The 17,431-nt window shown below is 68.1% G+C and carries 20 protein-coding genes; 13 read left to right on the top strand and 7 right to left on the bottom strand.

Annotated features, from left to right (window positions below):
* Nucleotides 1-17: 17 nt before the first annotated feature.
* Both ACIPEQ_RS15070 and ACIPEQ_RS15075 read left to right on the top strand, forming a co-directional pair.
* Complete coding sequence (locus ACIPEQ_RS15070; RefSeq protein ID WP_402715796.1) at nucleotides 18-2,582, top strand: DEAD/DEAH box helicase; 2,565 nt, start codon at nucleotides 18-20, stop codon at nucleotides 2,580-2,582.
* A 104-nt stretch (nucleotides 2,583-2,686) separates the two neighbouring features.
* Complete coding sequence (locus tag ACIPEQ_RS15075) at nucleotides 2,687-2,938, top strand: DUF6458 family protein (protein WP_066656348.1); 252 nt, start codon at nucleotides 2,687-2,689, stop codon at nucleotides 2,936-2,938.
* 117 nt (nucleotides 2,939-3,055) lie between these two features.
* Here the strand turns inward: ACIPEQ_RS15075 and ACIPEQ_RS15080 are convergent, their stop codons facing one another.
* Both ACIPEQ_RS15080 and ACIPEQ_RS15085 read right to left on the bottom strand, forming a co-directional pair.
* On the bottom strand, nucleotides 3,056-3,577 hold the full coding sequence (locus ACIPEQ_RS15080; protein WP_402715797.1) for a ribonuclease H: 522 nt from the start codon (nucleotides 3,575-3,577) through the stop codon (nucleotides 3,056-3,058).
* A 64-nt stretch (nucleotides 3,578-3,641) separates the two neighbouring features.
* Nucleotides 3,642-4,469, bottom strand: a complete 828-nt coding sequence (locus ACIPEQ_RS15085) for a LysM peptidoglycan-binding domain-containing protein (RefSeq protein WP_402715798.1) — start codon at nucleotides 4,467-4,469, stop codon at nucleotides 3,642-3,644.
* A 126-nt stretch (nucleotides 4,470-4,595) separates the two neighbouring features.
* Here ACIPEQ_RS15085 and ACIPEQ_RS15090 point away from each other — a divergent pair, with 126 nt between their 5' ends.
* On the top strand, nucleotides 4,596-4,934 hold the full coding sequence (locus ACIPEQ_RS15090) for a hypothetical protein (protein WP_402715799.1): 339 nt from the start codon (nucleotides 4,596-4,598) through the stop codon (nucleotides 4,932-4,934).
* A 16-nt stretch (nucleotides 4,935-4,950) separates the two neighbouring features.
* Here the strand turns inward: ACIPEQ_RS15090 and ACIPEQ_RS15095 are convergent, their stop codons facing one another.
* Nucleotides 4,951-5,769 (bottom strand): aldo/keto reductase, encoded by an 819-nt coding sequence (locus tag ACIPEQ_RS15095; RefSeq protein ID WP_250368053.1) that lies wholly within the window; start codon nucleotides 5,767-5,769, stop codon nucleotides 4,951-4,953.
* 138 nt (nucleotides 5,770-5,907) lie between these two features.
* On the opposite strand from ACIPEQ_RS15095, the gene ACIPEQ_RS15100 reads away from it, so the two are divergent.
* Nucleotides 5,908-6,354 carry a hypothetical protein gene (locus ACIPEQ_RS15100; protein ID WP_402715800.1) on the top strand — a complete coding sequence of 149 codons (447 nt, stop codon included), beginning with the start codon at nucleotides 5,908-5,910 and terminating at the stop codon, nucleotides 6,352-6,354.
* 88 nt (nucleotides 6,355-6,442) lie between these two features.
* Here ACIPEQ_RS15100 and ACIPEQ_RS15105 read toward each other — a convergent pair whose 3' ends face one another.
* Nucleotides 6,443-7,648, bottom strand: coding sequence for an MFS transporter (locus ACIPEQ_RS15105; RefSeq protein ID WP_126890650.1), 1,206 nt, complete (start codon nucleotides 7,646-7,648; stop codon nucleotides 6,443-6,445).
* A 390-nt stretch (nucleotides 7,649-8,038) separates the two neighbouring features.
* On the opposite strand from ACIPEQ_RS15105, the gene nrdH reads away from it, so the two are divergent.
* The 9 genes from nrdH (at nucleotide 8,039) to ACIPEQ_RS15150 (ending at nucleotide 16,343) form a co-directional block, all read left to right on the top strand.
* The gene (gene nrdH / locus ACIPEQ_RS15110; protein WP_058727719.1) at nucleotides 8,039-8,272 is read left to right on the top strand and encodes a glutaredoxin-like protein NrdH; all 234 of its coding nucleotides are present in this window, start codon (nucleotides 8,039-8,041) and stop codon (nucleotides 8,270-8,272) included.
* Nucleotides 8,273-8,384: 112 nt separating this feature from the next.
* Entirely contained in the window at nucleotides 8,385-8,801 is a 417-nt protein-coding gene (gene nrdI / locus ACIPEQ_RS15115; RefSeq protein WP_126890649.1) for a class Ib ribonucleoside-diphosphate reductase assembly flavoprotein NrdI, read from the top strand.
* A gap of 17 nt (nucleotides 8,802-8,818) precedes the next feature.
* Nucleotides 8,819-10,924 (top strand): class 1b ribonucleoside-diphosphate reductase subunit alpha, encoded by a 2,106-nt coding sequence (nrdE, locus tag ACIPEQ_RS15120; protein WP_354027400.1) that lies wholly within the window; start codon nucleotides 8,819-8,821, stop codon nucleotides 10,922-10,924.
* A 94-nt stretch (nucleotides 10,925-11,018) separates the two neighbouring features.
* Complete coding sequence (nrdF, locus tag ACIPEQ_RS15125; protein WP_058725585.1) at nucleotides 11,019-12,020, top strand: class 1b ribonucleoside-diphosphate reductase subunit beta; 1,002 nt, start codon at nucleotides 11,019-11,021, stop codon at nucleotides 12,018-12,020.
* Between the two features lie 255 nt (nucleotides 12,021-12,275).
* The gene (locus tag ACIPEQ_RS15130) at nucleotides 12,276-12,806 is read left to right on the top strand and encodes a GNAT family N-acetyltransferase (RefSeq protein WP_402715801.1); all 531 of its coding nucleotides are present in this window, start codon (nucleotides 12,276-12,278) and stop codon (nucleotides 12,804-12,806) included.
* A 9-nt stretch (nucleotides 12,807-12,815) separates the two neighbouring features.
* Nucleotides 12,816-13,595 (top strand): alpha/beta fold hydrolase, encoded by a 780-nt coding sequence (locus tag ACIPEQ_RS15135; protein ID WP_402715802.1) that lies wholly within the window; start codon nucleotides 12,816-12,818, stop codon nucleotides 13,593-13,595.
* 187 nt (nucleotides 13,596-13,782) lie between these two features.
* Nucleotides 13,783-14,388, top strand: coding sequence for a TetR family transcriptional regulator (locus tag ACIPEQ_RS15140; protein WP_402715803.1), 606 nt, complete (start codon nucleotides 13,783-13,785; stop codon nucleotides 14,386-14,388).
* Nucleotides 14,389-14,426: 38 nt separating this feature from the next.
* Nucleotides 14,427-15,983 (top strand): FAD-dependent monooxygenase, encoded by a 1,557-nt coding sequence (locus tag ACIPEQ_RS15145; RefSeq protein ID WP_402715804.1) that lies wholly within the window; start codon nucleotides 14,427-14,429, stop codon nucleotides 15,981-15,983.
* A gap of 3 nt (nucleotides 15,984-15,986) precedes the next feature.
* Entirely contained in the window at nucleotides 15,987-16,343 is a 357-nt protein-coding gene (locus ACIPEQ_RS15150; protein ID WP_402715805.1) for a hypothetical protein, read from the top strand.
* A 135-nt stretch (nucleotides 16,344-16,478) separates the two neighbouring features.
* Here the strand turns inward: ACIPEQ_RS15150 and ACIPEQ_RS15155 are convergent, their stop codons facing one another.
* From ACIPEQ_RS15155 to ACIPEQ_RS15165, 3 genes are all read right to left on the bottom strand, one after another.
* Nucleotides 16,479-16,619 carry a hypothetical protein gene (locus ACIPEQ_RS15155; protein ID WP_354027407.1) on the bottom strand — a complete coding sequence of 47 codons (141 nt, stop codon included), beginning with the start codon at nucleotides 16,617-16,619 and terminating at the stop codon, nucleotides 16,479-16,481.
* Nucleotides 16,620-16,664: 45 nt separating this feature from the next.
* Nucleotides 16,665-16,919: a hypothetical protein gene (locus ACIPEQ_RS15160; RefSeq protein WP_402715806.1), complete on the bottom strand. Its 255-nt coding sequence runs from the start codon at nucleotides 16,917-16,919 to the stop codon at nucleotides 16,665-16,667.
* A 62-nt stretch (nucleotides 16,920-16,981) separates the two neighbouring features.
* The gene (locus ACIPEQ_RS15165) at nucleotides 16,982-17,242 is read right to left on the bottom strand and encodes a hypothetical protein (protein WP_402715807.1); all 261 of its coding nucleotides are present in this window, start codon (nucleotides 17,240-17,242) and stop codon (nucleotides 16,982-16,984) included.
* Nucleotides 17,243-17,431 lie beyond the last annotated feature (189 nt).

Consider the following 17,431-nt stretch of genomic DNA (forward strand, 5'->3'; position numbering starts at 1 on the left):
CCTGGGAGGATGGACGCATGACCGACGTCACCACCACCCCGCCGCTCCTCGCCGCCCTGCCGGCGGCGGTCGACGGCGCCGTCGACCCCGACGCGGTCTACCAGGCCTTCGCCGACTGGGCCGAGGCTGGCGGGCGACCGCTCTACCCGGCGCAGGACGAGGCGCTCATCGAGCTCGTCTCCGGGGCGAACGTCGTCCTCAGCACGCCGACCGGCACGGGCAAGTCGCTCGTGGCGGCCGGAGCGCACTTCGCCGCGCTCGCCGAGGGGAAGCGCAGCTGGTACACGGCGCCGATCAAGGCCCTCGTCTCCGAGAAGTTCTTCCAGCTCGTCGAGCTGTTCGGTGCCCAGAACGTCGGGATGGTGACCGGCGACTCGAGCGTCAACGCGGACGCCCCGATCATCTGCTGCACCGCCGAGATCCTCGCGAACACCGCGCTCCGCCAGGGCCCCGACGCCGAGGTCGACGTCGTCGTGATGGACGAGTTCCACTTCTACGGCGACCCCGACCGCGGCTGGGCGTGGCAGGTGCCGCTGCTCGTGCTCGAGCGGGCGCAGTTCCTGCTCATGTCCGCCACGCTCGGCGACGTCACCACCATCGCCGACGACCTGTCGCGCCGGACCGGACGGCCGACCGCCCGGGTGACCGGGGTCTCGCGGCCGGTGCCGCTGGACTACGAGTACGTCATGACGCCGGTGCAGGAGACCGTCGAACGGCTGCTCGAGGAGGGCAAGGCGCCGGTCTACATCGTGCACTTCGCCCAGGCTGCGGCGCTCGAGCGGGCGCAGGCGCTGATGTCCGCCAAGGTCGCCAGCCGCGAACGACGGGACGCGATTGCCGAGGCCATCGCCGGGTTCCGGTTCAGCGCCGGGTTCGGGCAGACCCTGTCCCGGCTGATCCGGGCCGGCATCGGGGTGCACCACGCGGGCATGCTGCCGAAGTACCGGCGGCTCGTCGAACAGCTCGCCCAGCGCGGTCTGCTGCCGGTGATCTGCGGGACGGACACCCTGGGCGTGGGCATCAACGTGCCGATCCGGTCCGTGCTGCTGACCGGGCTGACGAAGTTCGACGGCACGAAGATGCGACAGCTCTCCGCCCGCGAGTTCCACCAGATCGCCGGACGAGCCGGTCGCGCGGGCTACGACACCGAGGGTGACGTCGTCGCCGAGGCGCCCGAGCACGACATCGAGAACGCCCGGGCCGTCGCCAAGGCAGGGGACGACCCGAAGAAGAAGAACAAGGTCAAGAAGAAGAAGGCTCCCGAGGGGTTCGTCTCCTGGGGGCCGGCGTCGTTCGACCGGCTCATCGCCGCGGAGCCCGAGCCGATGGTGTCGCGGATGCGGATCACGCACGCGATGGTGCTCGCGGTCGTCGCGCGCGGGGGAGACGCCTTCGCCGACGTCCGGTCGCTCGTGTTCGAGAACCACGAGCCGCGCTCCCGGCAGCTCGCGATGGCCCGACGCGCCCTGTCGATCGCTCGCACGCTCATCAACGCCCGCGTGATCGAGAAGGTCGACGGGCAGTACCGGATGACCGTCGACCTGCCCGTGAACTTCGCGCTCAACCAGCCGCTGTCGCCGTTCGCACTCGCCGCCTTCGAACTGCTCGACCCGGAGTCCCCGACGTACGCGCTCGACATGGTGTCGATCGTCGAGGCGACCCTCGACGACCCGCGCGCCATCCTCGCGCAGCAGCAGTTCAAGGAGCGCGGCGAGGAGGTCGCCCGCATGAAGCGCGAGGGGATCGAGTACGAGGAGCGGATGGAGCTGCTCGAGGAGGTCACCTGGCCGAAGCCGCTGGACGAGCTGCTGACGGCCGCGTACGAGGCCTACGCCGCCGAGCAGCCGTGGGTGCTCGACTTCACGCTGTCACCCAAGGCCGTGGTGCGCGACATGTACGAGCGGGCGATGACCTTCGGCGACTTCGTGCGGTTCTACCAGCTGACCCGCTCCGAGGGGCTCGTCCTCCGGTACCTCTCCGACGCCTACCGGACCATGCGCCAGACCATCTCCGAGGAACAGCGCACGCCCGAGCTCGACGACCTGATCGAGTGGCTCGGCGAGGTCGTGCGGCAGACCGACTCCTCGCTCGTCGACGAGTGGGAGGCGCTGGTCAACGGCTCCGTCGCGGAGGCAGTGTCCTCCTCCCCTGGCGAGATCGCGCCGCCGCAGCCCGCCCGGCTCACCGGCAACCCGAGGGCGTTCCGGGTGCTCGTGCGGAACGCCCTGTTCCAGCGGGTGCTGCTCGCCGCGGCCGACGACGTCGCCGGGCTCGCCGCGCTCGACGGCGCCGCGGGGTTCGGGCAGGACGAGTGGGACGCCGTGCTCGAGGAGTACTACGAGGAGCACGACACGATCGGGACCGACGGCGACGCCCGGTCGATGGCGTACCTGGTGCTCGACGAACACGGGCCGGGGCGGACCTGGCGGGCGCGGCAGATCTTCGCCGACCCCGAGGGCGACAAGGACTTCGGGTTCTCAGCGACGATCGACCTGGACGCGTCCGACGAGACCGGTGAGGCCGTCGTGCGGGTCACGGAGATCGGCCGGTTCGACGGCTGGGCCGAGGTCGACGTCGACTGAGGCCGGCCTCGCTCGGCGGTCACACGGAACCTCGCCGCCGCGGTCCGGGTACCTTCGACGCCAGCCCCGGACACCCGGGACGGGGCACCACGGAAGGACCCGTCATGCGCATCGGATCGAGCATCGCCCTGATCGTCATCGGAGCGATCGTCGCCTTTGCGGTCGACTACCAGATCGCCGGCATCGACCTGCGCCTGATCGGCTACATCCTGATGGCCGCCGGCGTCGTGCTGCTCATCATCAGCCTGGCGGTCGGGTTCGGCGGGCGTCGGACCACGACCACCACCCGGTCGGGCGTCGACCCGGCGTCGGGGGAGCAGATCACGCGGCAGGACCGCCGCGACGGCACCTACTGAGCAGACGTCCTGAGCGGACGACGACGGGCCCGGGCGAGGACATCGCCCGGGCCCGTCGTCATCCGGCCCGTCGTCGCGCGGCCCGTCGTCGCGCGGCCCGACAGGGCGTGCGGCTCGTCAGAACAGGGTGGCGGGCGGCTCGACCTGCACCGGCTCCGGAGCGGGCGGCACGACGGTGTCCGGCCAACCCGGTCCCGTCGGCACCTCGGTGTGGTTCTGGAAGGCGGTCGCAGCGCCGCGGGCACGGACGTCAGCAGCCTCGTTCATCTCGTGGCCGACGTGTCCGCGGACCCACTCGAACGTGACCTCGCGGCCCTGCAGCTCGGCGTCGAGCTCCTTGATGATCTCGACGTTCAGCACGGGCTTGCCGTCGGCCTTCCGCCAGCCCTTGCGCTTCCACCCCGCGAGCCACTCGGTGCACGCCTTGATCGCGTACTGGCTGTCGCAGAGGATGTGCAGCGGTTCGCCGGTGTCCTTCGTGGCGCGGAGCAGCTGCAGCACGGCCGTCAGCTCACCGATGTTGTTCGTCGCCCGCGGCCACCCACCTGCTGCCCAGCGGTCGTCGTCGACGTACCAGGCCCAGCCAGCCGGTCCGGGGTTGCCGAGGGCGGAGCCGTCTGCGGCGGCGACGATGGTCACGATGTGGCCTCCTGGGTGGTGCGGGGTGCGGATCGAGCGTAACGGACCCGCATCCGGCTCCGTGTCAGCGCGACGCCGGGTCCAGGTTGATCCAGGAGCCGGCGAGCACCCAACCGTTGCCACGGGTCTGCATCGTCGGGTTGAGCCACCGCAGCTGGTCCACGGTGATGCCGAAGCGCTTCGCGATCGTCGTCTGGTCGTCGCCCTCGTTGACCCGGTAGGCGACCGGAGTGCCGGTCGTCCCACGGAGCGTCTCGTCGTCGGCGTCGAACGCGTACCCGTACGCACCCGGTCGGGCCGTGCCGAGCGTGACGTGCAGGTCCGGGTCGGGGTTCGGGATCGACCAGGAGAGCTTCCCGATCGCGAGCACCTTGTAGACCCACGGGCGGGCACTGTCGTCGCCGTCGGACTGCGGGACGAGGACGACCGTGTGCAGCCAGTCCGGGTAGGGTCCGCCGTCGCTCAGGCTGACCGTCGCGGGCGGCTGGCCGTCGGCGTCCCACTGCGTCGTGGCGACCGCTTCGGTGTCACCGCCGTCCCCGTACTGCGCCGTGCGCCGGAACTGCACGGACATCGGCTGCGGCTGCGTGGTGCGGTAGTCCGACAGCTGCGCGTCGAAGGTCCCGTGGTCGTTCGCGACGACCCGGACGTGGATCGACGTGTCGCCGGACTTCGACACCGCGTCGGTCTCCGCGACCACCGTGCCGGCGGGGACCGCCTGCGCTGCCGCGACGGGCTGAGCGGTGTCGCCCGCACCGTCGACGGGCCCCGGCGTCGCGGAGGCGCTCGGCGCAGCGTGCCCGGTCGGCTTCGGCAGCGGGGCGTCGTCGCCGAACAGCGAGCACCCCGTCAGCAGCAGCGAGCTCATCCCCACCAGTGCGACTGCCGTCACGCCCCGTGCCCTCGTCCGACCCATCGTCCGGCCCCCTTTCGTCGCGACGACGGTACCCGAGCGGGAACCGGATCACGCCCGTCGTGACCGAACCGGTACCAGGGGCCGCGGCCTACTGTGCGGGGCATGAGCGACAGCATCCCGAACGTGCCCGGCCCGGACGAGTCTGACGACCGTGCTCGGAACGACGAACTCCGTGACGCGGCGCACAGCGACGACGTCGACGGGGTGAGCGGCCGCGAGCAGCGTGCTGCCGACACGTCCTACAGCCCGTCGAGCGAGCGGGAGACGGTCGCCTCGCAGACGCAGCAGCGCGACGACGCGGACCTGGAGGCGGACGGCATCGACCCGTCTCGCGTGGTGGCGGCACCGGGGACCGGCGGCGCGGACGACGCCGGCGACGTCGAGCCCGAGCCGGGCGACCTGCACCTGCCGTGGCAGTCGGAGGAGGACCGCCAGGGCTAGGAGCGCCCGAGCGGCGTCAGGACACCGAGTCCGGGTGCGACCCGGTCCGCTGCCCGTTCTCGAGCCCGTCGATCGCCGCCAGGTCCTCGGCGGTCAGTGCGAACCCGTCGACGTCGAGGTTCGACCGGATGCGCGACGGCGTCACCGACTTCGGCAGCACGACGACCCCCTGCTGCACGTTCCACCGCACGAGCACCTGCGCGACGCTCACCCCGTGGGACTCCGCGATGCGGGTCAGCACCGGGTCGTCGACGAGCCGGCCGCGTCCGAGCGGTGACCACGCCGCGGTCCGGATGTCGTGCTCCTCGTGGAACGCGATCAGTTCGTGCTGCGGCAGCCACGGGTGCCGCTCGACCTGGTTGACGGCGGGCACCTCCCCGGTCTCGTCGACCACGCGCTGCAGGTGCGGCACCTGGAAGTTCGAGACACCGACGCTCCGCGCGCGCCCCTGCTCGCGCAGCTCGACGAGCGTTCGCCACGTCTCGACGTACCGGTCGTTCGCCGCCGCCGGCCAGTGGATCAGGTACAGGTCCACCGACTCGAGCCCGAGCCGGTCGAGGCTCGCGTCGAACGCCCGCAGGGTCGCGTCGCGCCCCTGGTGGTCGTTCCAGACCTTGGTGGTCACGAAGACGTCGTCGCGGTCCAGCCGGGAGGCACGGATCGCCTTCCCGACGCCCCGCTCGTTGCCGTACATCTCGGCCGTGTCGACGTGGCGGTACCCGGCGTCGAGCGCGGTCGCGACAGCGGTCTCCGCCCCGGCGTCGTCGACCTTGTAGACGCCGAACCCGATCGCGGGGATCGTCCGGCCGTCACGGAGGGGGATCGCAGGCAGCATGCCCCCATCCTGCCGTGCCCTCCTGCGCGATCGCGCCCTTCCGAAGCCATGACATACGAAATACCCACAGGTGCGCTCCGTGATCATCGTCGCGGTCCGCCGTCCGCGCGGGCCGTCACCACGAAGGAGAACCCCCACATGCAGAAGACCGCTCGTCTCGCCGCGACCACCGGCGTCGCGCTCGCCCTCGGCGCGTCCCTCCTGGCCGCCACGCCGGCCGTGGCCGCCCCGCAGCAGGGCACCGCGCCGACGGTCGCGTCCGCGAGCGCGCAGGCCGAGGCCACCGGCCCGACCATCACCTACCGCAATGTCAAGATCACCACGAGCGTCATCCAGGGCGACGAGGTCCTGGTGCGCGGCGTCGTGACCCAGAAGAACAAGCCGAACGCGGTGCAGGCGGCGGCGGGCAAGGGCTACCAGACGCAGGCGCCGGTCGCGGCGAACGGCTCGTTCGAGATCCGCTTCCCCGTCGAGCGGGCCACCACCGACGCGCAGGACTACGGCCTGCGCTTCGGGAAGGTCTTCTTCGGCTCCTTCATGCCGATGGCCGACCTCTGGACGCCGTTCTACGCCACGCGCGCCTGACGGCGCATCGCTCGGACAGCGCCGACGGGGCGGACACCACACGAGTGGTGTCCGCCCCGTCGGTCTGTGCGGTCGTCGGCGAGGTCGGTCAGCTCGGGAGCGTGACCGGCTCGGTGTCGGGGAGAGGACTCGCGTCGCGGCCGCGCAGGTCGGGCAGCCACCGCTTCGTCACGAGCGGCAGGACGACCCCCGCCGCTGCCATGACCGCCCCGACGGTCATGCCTCCGGTCGGGCCGTTCGCGTCGATGAGGAAGCCGGCGACGGCGGACCCGCCGGCCGCGCCGATGAGCTGGCCGGTTCCCATCCAGCCGTAGGCCTCGGCGGTGTCGGAGAACTTCACCGTCGCGGACACCGAGCCGAACATGACCGCGAGGGCGGGCGCGATGCCGGCACCCGCGATCACGAGGGCCAGGCAGAGCCACCAGAAGTCGGTGCCGCCGACCGCCAGGGCGAGGCCGACGAACACGATCGACATGCGGGCCCACAGGGTGTTCTTCGAGATCGGTCGGTGCCCGAGCGCGAGACCGCCGGCGAGCGACCCGACGGCGAAGACCGCGAGGACGATGCCGGCGTTCGGGCTGCCCTCGCCGAAGACGCTCGTGACGCTGGCCTCGACCGCGGAGCACGCGCCGATCAGCAGCAGTCCGGTCAGGGTGGCGACGATCACCGACGGACGCTTCAGCACGACGCCGAACGCACGCTTCGAGCGGGGGATGCGCACCCGGCCGAGCTCGGGGGAGGCGATGAACCACACCCCGCCCACGACCAGGAACACCATCGCCACGACGATCGCCTGGACGGTGCCGACCTGCGTCGCGACGAACGTCGTGATGACCGGGCCGGCGACCCAGATGAGCTCCTGCGCACTGGCGTCGAGCGAGAACAGCGGGGTGAGCTGCGACGAGGTCACCATCTTCGGGTAGATGGTGCGGACCGCGGGCTGCACGGGCGGGACGGCCAGGCCGCCGAGGAACCCGACGACGACGTAGCCCCAGAGCGGCATCGAGACGAACGCGATCACGACCATGCTCGCCAGGGCGACGGCGCTCGTCAGGATCAGCACCGGGCGCATGCCCCAGCTGCCCATCCACCGGCTCGTGAGCGGGCCGGCGATCGCCTGGCCGATGCTCGTCGTCGCGAGGACGAGCCCCGCGGCGCCGTAGGAGTGGAACACGTGCTCGACGTGCAGCAGGTACGCGAGCGACAGCATGCCGAACGGGAAGCGCGCGGTGAGCTGCGCTGCGATGACGCGACCGACTCCGGGGGTCTTCAGCAGGGGTCCGTAGGCGCTCACGGGACGAGCGTACCGACCGGACGGATCGTGCCGTCACCCGTCCGGGGGTGCTGTGGACAGACCGCCTCCTCGCGGTGCTCGGTGGACGCTCCCGCGACACGCCGACGCGCCGATTCCACACATGTGGATCGGCGCTGTCCACGGGTGTGGGGAAGTGTCGGTGGTCGGCCGCACACTGGCGGAATCACGGGCCTCCCCGAGGTGTTCACATTGTGGAGGGGCTTGTGGAGAACTACACGGCTGTAACACTTCCTCTTGTGGTCGGTGACGCAGCCAGCCACTAGATGTAGTGTGGATGCCATCGCAGCGGCCCCTCCCGGACTCGTCTGCGCACAGGCATCAGCACCACCCTCCACAGCACGAAACACCCAGCAAGAACCAGGGGAGATCATGGCCGTCACCGTCTACACCAAGCCGTCCTGCGTCCAGTGCACCGCGACGTACCGCGCGCTCGACAACAAGGGCATCCAGTACGAGGTGCTCGACGTCTCCGCCGACGAAGCCGCACTCGAGCACGTCAAGTCGCTCGGCTACATGCAGGCTCCCGTCGTCGTGACCGACGACGACCACTGGTCGGGCTTCCGTCCCGACAAGATCGCGACACTCAGCGCCGAACTCGCGTGAGCTGCGCGGGTCCCGTCACCGGGACCCGCGCCTCCGCCGGCCTGGAGGCGCCCAGCACCTCCGTCAGGCCATCCCCGATCTGCTGTCCGCACCTCTCACACGGAGCGCGCACATGAGTCGCCTCGTCTACTTCTCGAGCGTGTCCGGCTACACGGCCCGCTTCGTCGAGAAGCTCGGCCGTGACGCGGACCGCATCCCGCTCTTCCCGAGCGACCCGTTCCTCCACGCGGACGAGCCGTACGTGCTCGTGCTGCCCACCTACGGTGGCGGCAACGGTCAGGGTGCGGTGCCCAAGCAGGTCATCAAGTTCCTCAACGACGAACGCAACCGCTCGCTCATCCGCGGCGTGATCGTCGGAGGGAACACGAACTTCGGCGAGGCCTACGGCCTCGCCGGGGACGTCATCGCCGAGAAGTGCGGCGTCCCGCTCTTGTACCGCTTCGAACTCTTCGGAACGCCTGACGACGTGCAGGCGGTCAACTCAGGATTGGATGCATTTTGGACGCAGCAGTTGCAGACGTCGATCTGACGTCGCCGCAGACGGGGATGGACTACCACTCCCTCAACGCGATGCTCAACCTCTACGACGCGGACGGGAACATCCAGTTCGACAAGGATCGTGAGGCCGCCAAGCAGTTCTTCCTGCAGCACGTCAACCAGAACACCGTCTTCTTCCACAACCTGAAGGAGCGGCTCGACTACCTGGTCGAGAACGAGTACTACGAAGCCGCGACGATCGAGCAGTACTCGCTCGACTTCATCCAGCAGCTCAACGACCTGGCGTACTCGAAGAAGTTCCGGTTCCAGACGTTCCTCGGTGCGTTCAAGTACTACACGAGCTACACGCTCAAGACGTTCGACGGCAAGCGTTACCTCGAGCGCTTCGAGGACCGCGTCGTGATGACCGCCCTCGGCCTGGCGCAGGGCAACGAGCAGCTCGCGATCGACCTCGTCGAGGAGATCATCGCCGGCCGCTTCCAGCCCGCGACCCCGACGTTCCTCAACACCGCGAAGGCCCAGCGCGGCGAGCTCGTCTCGTGCTTCCTCCTCCGCATCGAGGACAACATGGAGTCGATCTCGCGCGGCATCAACTCCTCGCTGCAGCTCTCGAAGCGCGGCGGCGGCGTGGCCCTGCTCCTCTCCAACATCCGCGAGGCCGGTGCCCCGATCAAGCAGATCGAGAACCAGTCGTCGGGCATCATCCCCGTGATGAAGCTGCTGGAAGACTCCTTCTCCTACGCGAACCAGCTCGGTGCGCGTCAGGGTGCCGGCGCCGTCTACCTGTCGGCGCACCACCCCGACATCATGAAGTTCCTCGACACCAAGCGCGAGAACGCCGACGAGAAGATCCGCATCAAGACGCTGTCGCTCGGCGTCGTCGTGCCGGACATCACGTTCGAGCTCGCGAAGAACAACGAGGACATGTACCTGTTCTCGCCGTACGACGTCGAGAAGGTCTACGGGATGCCCTTCGGCGACGTCCCGATCTCCGAGAACTACCGTGCGATGGTCGACGACTCGCGCATCAAGAAGACGAAGATCAAGGCGCGTGACTTCTTCACGACCATCGCCGAGATCCAGTTCGAGTCGGGCTACCCGTACATCGTGTTCGAGGACACGGTGAACAAGGCGAACCCGATCAAGGGTCGGATCAACATGTCCAACCTGTGCTCGGAGATCCTGCAGGTCAACACCCCGACGACCTTCAACGAGGACCTCTCCTACAAGGAGATCGGCAAGGACATCTCCTGCAACCTCGGGTCGCTGAACATTGCGCTGACGATGGACTCGCCGGACTTCGGCAAGACCATCGAGACGGCGATCCGCGGTCTGACCTCGGTCTCGCAGATGTCGCACATCTCGTCGGTGCGCTCCGTCGAGGACGGCAACGACAAGTCGCACGCCATCGGCCTCGGCCAGATGAACCTGCACGGCTACCTCGCTCGTGAGCGCGTCTTCTACGGCTCCGAAGAGGGCATCGACTTCACGAACATCTACTTCTACACGGTGCTGTTCCACGCCCTGCGCGCCTCGAACAACATCGCGATCGAGACGGGGGAGACGTTTGACGGCTTCCGCGACTCGAAGTACGCGTCGGGTGAGTTCTTCGACAAGTACACCGACCAGGAGTGGACCCCGGCGACCGAGCGCGTCCGCGAGCTCTTCGCGAACGCGAACGTGACCATCCCGACGCAGGACGACTGGAAGGCGCTGAAGGCGTCCGTCCAGGAGCACGGCATCTACAACCAGAACCTGCAGGCCGTCCCGCCGACCGGTTCGATCTCGTACATCAACCACTCGACGTCGTCGATCCACCCGATCGCGTCGAAGATCGAGATCCGCAAGGAAGGCAAGCTCGGTCGCGTCTACTACCCGGCGCCGTTCATGACGAACGACAACCTGGACTACTACCAGGACGCGTACGAGATCGGTGCCGAGAAGATCATCGACACCTACGCCGCTGCCACGCAGCACGTCGACCAGGGCCTGTCGCTGACGCTGTTCTTCAAGGACACCGCCACCACGCGCGACATCAACAAGGCCCAGATCTACGCATGGCGCAAGGGCATCAAGACGATCTACTACATCCGTCTGCGCCAGCTCGCCCTCGAGGGCACCGAGGTCGAGGGCTGCGTCAGCTGCATGCTGTAGAGCTGCTGCTCTCTTCATGGAGGCGCGGGGCGGGCCCCGCCCCGCGCCTCCAGTCCGTCATCAGATCACCATCTCGAATCCGGAAGACAATCCCATGACCCTCACCGACCCGGTCCACGCCACGGGCAAGTCCATCCCGCTGATCAGCGCGGTCAGTGCCATCAACTGGAACCGCATCCAGGACGACAAGGACGTCGAGGTCTGGAACCGGCTGGTCAACAACTTCTGGCTGCCCGAGAAGGTGCCGCTGTCGAACGACGTGCAGTCGTGGAACACGCTCACGCCGGAGGAGCAGCAGCTCACCATGCGGGTCTTCACCGGCCTGACGCTGCTCGACACCATCCAGGGCACCGTCGGCGCGATCAGCCTGATCCCCGACGCGATCACCCCGCACGAAGAGGCCGTCTACACGAACATCGCGTTCATGGAGTCGGTGCACGCGAAGAGCTACTCGTCGATCTTCTCGACGCTCGCCTCGACGCCCGAGATCGACGACGCCTTCCGCTGGTCCACGGAGAACCCGAACCTGCAGAAGAAGGCCCAGATCGTCCTCGACTACTACACGGGTGACGACCCCCTGAAGCGCAAGGTCGCCTCGACGCTGCTCGAGTCGTTCCTGTTCTACTCCGGCTTCTACCTGCCGATGTACTGGTCCTCGCGCGCGAAGCTCACCAACACCGCCGACCTGATCCGCCTGATCATCCGCGACGAGGCCGTCCACGGGTACTACATCGGGTACAAGTTCCAGAAGGGCCTCGAGGGCGCTTCCGAGGAGCGCAAGCAGGAGATCAAGGACTACACGTTCAACCTGCTCTTCGAGCTCTACGAGAACGAGGTGCAGTACACGCAGGACCTCTACGACGGTGTCGGGCTGACCGAGGACGTCAAGAAGTTCCTGCACTACAACGCCAACAAGGCGCTGATGAACCTGGGCTACGAGCCGATGTTCCCCAAGGAGACGACGGATGTGAACCCGGCGATCCTGTCGGCGCTGTCGCCGAACGCGGACGAGAACCACGACTTCTTCTCGGGGTCGGGCTCGTCGTACGTCATCGGCAAGGCCGTCGTGACGGAGGACGAGGACTGGGACTTCTGATCCCGGTCTGACTCGTGGGGGCGCCCTGCTGGCTTCGGCCAGCGGGGCGTTCTCGTTCTTCCCGCGCAGCGAGCGTGAGCGGATGGCGCCCGCCGCCGAGAACGTTTCCGGACGGGTCGAGTGAGACAGACGGTCACTGAGCGCGTCCCGCGTGCGATCGAGTCCGGTCCAGGACCGTCTGTCGGACACGGTGTGTGCTCCCCATCGCACCACTGCGCTTCTGGTGTCCGCCCTGTCTGATTGCAAGGATGAGGTGTGTTCGAGCTGGTGAGGCCGCGTGCGGAGTTGTTCCAGGAGTGGAGCGAAGCACATCGCGAGTGGGGTCCCGGGCTGCACGAAGACGGCTTCGGAATCACCTCGGACGATGAGGTGAACACGGTCGACGGCTTCCGCGACTGGGTCGCTCGGATCGAGCACGGCCCGACCGAGCTGTGGTGGATCGTCGAAGAGGGGGAAGTCCTCGGTGGGATCGCGCTCCGTGCTGCTGATGACGAGCGCGTGCAGAGTGTCGGTCACATCGGGTACGGGGTCCGGCCGTCCGCCCGCGGGCGAGGTGTCGCGACGTGGGCGCTCGGTGAAGTGTTGCTTCGCGCCGCTTCGCTGGGGATCGACCCCGTGGTGGCGTTCTGTCTCGAAGACAATGCGGGGTCGGTCGCGGCGCTCGAACGCCACGGGGCGACGCTCGAAGCGGTCGAGCAGCACGGGACGGCGCGGGTGCGGCGCTACGCGATCCGCTCCGGAGTCCGCTTCGCTCACCGATCAACTGTCGGTACGGACTACTCGTAGGCTTGCTGGGTGATCGCGCGAGTCCTTGGTTCTGGTCGTCCGCTCGTCGCCCTCCACGGCTTCGGGGTGGACCACCGCATCATGCTGCCGCTGGCGGACGCGGTGCAGGGTCTGCCGTGGCGGCTGGTGTTCCTCGACCTGCCGTGGGCTGAAGCCGCCGCGGTGACCGCGACCGCGAAGAGCGCGGTCGACGTGGCCGCCGAGGTACTCGCCGACATCGACGACCACCTCGGCGACGAGCCCTTCGCCGTCATCGGGAACTCCTTCGGCGGCATGATCGCCCGACACGTCGCCCACGAACGCCGAGACCACGTCCTCGGCATCGCGACCTTGGCGGGTGTGGTGCATCCGGCACACGCAGACCGTGCTGTCCCCGAGCGCACCGTGCTGTACACCGAACCGTCCGTCCTCGAGGCCGCCGGTGATGCGCGAGCAGCGTTCGAGGAGGTCAGCGTCATCCAGGACGCCGCCGCGTTCAGAGCGTTCGAGCGGTACGTGCTGCCGGGCCTCCGTGGTGCCGACCCTGCTGTGATGGACCGTGTCGCCGCCGACTACGCACTCGATGCCGTGCCGGAGGAGCGCCACCCGGAACCGTTCACCGCTCCGGCGCTGCACCTGTTCGGTCGGCAGGACGACGTCGTCGGCTACGAGGACGGGCTCGCACTCCGGGACCACTACCCGCGAGGGAGCTTCGTCGTCCTCGACGGTGCTGGACACAACGTGCACCTCGAACAACCCGGAATCACCGCCGCCCTGATCCGCGACTGGCTCGCACGCATCGACCGGTAGACGATCCCTTACCGGGACGCGATCGCGACTCAGAGCGAAGCCAGAAGGACGACACGGAGCGACGCTGCTCACAGCACGGGTCGATGAGCGTCTCGTGAACGACCGTCTGTGAACGGACACTCCCGATGTCACTAGTTACCCATTGAGCAAACTTGCCCAATGGGCAAACATGTTCTAGTTTGGTGTGATGACAGACGAGGTCTCGCTCCGTGAGCAGAAGAAGGCAGCGATCCGTGACGCGTTGAGCGTGACCACCGTGCTGCTCGCCCGGGAGCGCGGACTCGACAACATCCGTGTCGAGGACATCGTCGGTCGAGTTGGAGTGTCGAGGCGGACGTTCGGGAACTACTTCTCGAGCAAGGAAGACGCGATCGCGGACCGCCACGTGCAACGCGTGCGCAGGGCAGCCGATGATCTGCTCCAGCGGCCACGCGAGGAGCCGTTGTGGACTGCCATCACGGAGGCGCTGCTCGCGCCGTACGAGACAGAAGCGACGACGACCCCGTCCCGCGAGGAGCAGAGCGGGCTGCTTGCAGTCCTCTCGACGCCGGGCATGCAGTCAGCCGTCGACCGAGGTGCTCGCGCAGCGAACGCTGTGTTCGCGGCCGCCGTCGCCGCTCGCTCAGACGCAGCACCGGAAGATCCCGTTCCTGGTCTGGTGTCCGCCGCTGCGCTTTCGACCTTGTTGACAACGCTGGAGTCCTGGGCGGCGCGCCCGGAGCCGCACCCCCTCCAGCCGTCCCTTCGAGATGCGTTCCAACTCCTCGGCGACGGTTTCGGCCACCTCCGCTGACCCCTGATCCCACACTCTTCGTCAGAAGGAAGACCATCATGCACGACGTCGTCATCGTCGGCGGCGGCCCCGTGGGCATCTTCGTCGCCTGCGAGCTGAAGCTCGCGGGTGTGAACCCCCTCGTCCTCGAACGCCTCCCCGAGATCAACCAATGGGACAAGGCGCACGGCTTGACCGGGCAGGTCGTCCGACTACTGGATCACCGCGGCTTGTTCGAGCGGTGTGCTGGGAGGGCCGTCCCGGAGCCGGCTCCGGGCTTCTTCTTCGGAGCGCTGCCGTTGCCGCTCCACACGCTCGGCGACCGCAACCCGATGTACTTGCTCCACATCAACCAGCGCGACCTCGAGAGCGTGCTCAACGACCGCGCAGCAGAACTCGGCGTCGAGATCCGTCGCGGCGTCGAGATGCGCTCCTTCACCCAACACGACGACTCCGTCACCGTCGACCTCGTCGACGTCGCGAGCGGAGCAGCGAGCACCGTGTCGGCGCAGTACCTCGTTGGTAGTGACGGGGCGCGGAGCACTGTGCGGAAGCTCTCCGGTATCCGCTTCCCCGGCAACACCGACCACCACATCGTGGACCGCACAGTCCTGATCGCACCAACTGAGCAGCTGATGCCCGCCGGCCCCGGGAGAGTGCACGTTGCGGGTCTGGGAGTGATCGCGGAGAGCTTCCACCGTACCGAAACCGGCGTCGTCACCATCGCCCTCCGTGACCCGGAGCACCCGCTGGTCTACACCGCGGAATGGGAGGACCAGCCTGACCGCAGCTTCCCCGGTGAGGGAGCAGCCATGACGTTGACCGAGATGGAGGACAGCCTCGAGCGCGTCCTCGGCGTCCGCCTCGACCTCCACGCGCCAGCCGACGGTGAGCCGACGTTGCTGCGTCGTCTGACCGGTCGGAACACCCGCGTCGCGGACCGCTACCGCGACCGGCGGATCTTCCTCCTCGGCGATGCCGCACACGTGCACTCCGCCGCCGGCGGGCCCGGCCTGAACCTCGCGCTGCAGGACGCGGCGAACCTCGCCTGGAAACTCGCCGCCACCGTCCACGGCTGGGCCCCCGCGGGCTTGCTCGACACCTACGAGACAGAGCGCCGCCCGCTCGGGCAACGCGTCTTCATGCAGACCCAAGCGCAGACCGCACTCATGGCGCCCGGCTCGGATGTCACAGCCCTCCGCGACCTCTTCGCCGAGATGCTGGCCGACACGACCACCGTGCAGCGCGTCGCAGATCTCCTCGCCGGCTCCGACGTCCGCTACGACATGGGCCCTGCGGATGCCGACGGCCCCACCGGATGGTTTGCACCGTCGACACAGGTCGAACTCGCCGACGGGACCCTCCGCAGGATCCCGGAACTGCTCCGCACCGGCCACCCCATCCTGCTCGACGCAACCGGCGCACTCCGCCATGCCATCGCCCCGTGGAACGACCGCGTGGACTACGTGCCGCTAGCCGCAACGAACGAACAGCCCTCGATCCTGATCCGACCCGACGGATTCATCGCCTGGTCCCACACCGATCCCGCCTCCCTCACAGCGGCACTTGCCGCATGGTTCGGAACACCCGATCACGGCTCTACCGGGACGTTGTGAAGCGTGAACCTCGACGTGATCGGAGCCGCGATCGTCTCGATCAGCGGCGCGCTCTTCGCGACCGCTTCGAGCTGGTGTCTGATCGGTCTCTGCCTCGGAACACGAACAAAGCCTGTGCTCCCAGCGGCTTCCAGGGCCCACCTGTTCACGTCGGCATCGACGATCGTCGCCGGGCTCGTGGTCCACATCATCGGCTTCTTCCCCGAAGCCTTCGTGCTCATCTACGCGGGTGCAACGTCAACGCTCGTCGCCGTCTTCGTCGCACGTACGACGGAACGCACTACTCCCCGCCGGGTCACGGGACCAGCACTACTCACGGCAAGCGGGATCGTCGCGCTCACCATCGGGCTGATCATCTGACCGCTGAACAGTCCCAGGCGGCGACGGCACGTGCGCAAGGACGTGCCGTCCAGCGTCCTCACCTGGACCCATTTCTCCACGGAGCGAGTTCCGCCTCGTCGTCGTCCGGTAGCCGATGGCCTGGCGGACTCCCACTCAGTAATCGGGGTCCTGACGGTCCTGGTCCTGCCAAGGGAGCATCCGGCCAGCGACGAGCGACAGGACCCCGCCGAACACGAACACGAGGGCGACAGCCCACCACGGGTTGCGTCGCTCTCGCTGTCCTTCATTGCTCATACGCTCACGGTAGCGAACCGCCATCGCCGTCCGATAGCCGACTGGCTACTGGGACGGCCCGCCGCCTTTCGTGCGACTACCCAGAACGCCCTCCACCATCCAGCACGCCAAACCCAACACGATCAGAGCGCCACCGATCCAGATCGCGGCGGAGCTACCGGCTTCGACGTTGCCGGCGATCACCGAACCACCTGTCAGTACGAAGAACAGCCCGACACCACCGATGACCGCGCTGAGCATCTTGGGCCGAGGTGATTCCTTCGACCGAGTGATGCCGAGGAAGTCGAGAACGCGTCTCATGCGGCGAGCGTACGGCGTGCGACAGCCCGGTGACCGATGGTCAACCGGTGCGACGAAAGGCCTCAGCGTCGGCGGTTCCGGAGCGCAATCCGAAGCGCCTGTACGAAGAAGACGACAGCGGCGATGACGAGGATGCCGCCGAACAGCACACCGCTGGTCGCATCACCGAGGAGCTTGTAGCCTCCCTCGATCGGACGACCAGCGGACGCAGCCAGGAGCGGGATGCCAGCGGTACCCAGGCCGAGGAGCAGCAACACTGCACTTGCGATGAAACCACCCCGCGCCGACTGAGCTTTCGACGGCTCATCCTGTTCTGTCCTCACCCTTCGAGAGCCTGGCACGAAGCTCGCCAGCCGTCCGGTAGCCGATCGGCTAGCGAACGCGGATACGGCCCGACCGTCACCGCGTCCGATAGCCGATCGGCTACCTGGCGTTCTCTCGTCATGAGCCGAGTGCCGGTCGAGACTGCCCCCTGCGGACGCTCATCTCGTTGGAACGATTCGGGGTGGCCG

It is taken from the genome of Curtobacterium sp. NPDC087080 (assembly GCF_044745105.1).
Lineage (GTDB): Bacteria > Actinomycetota > Actinomycetes > Actinomycetales > Microbacteriaceae > Curtobacterium.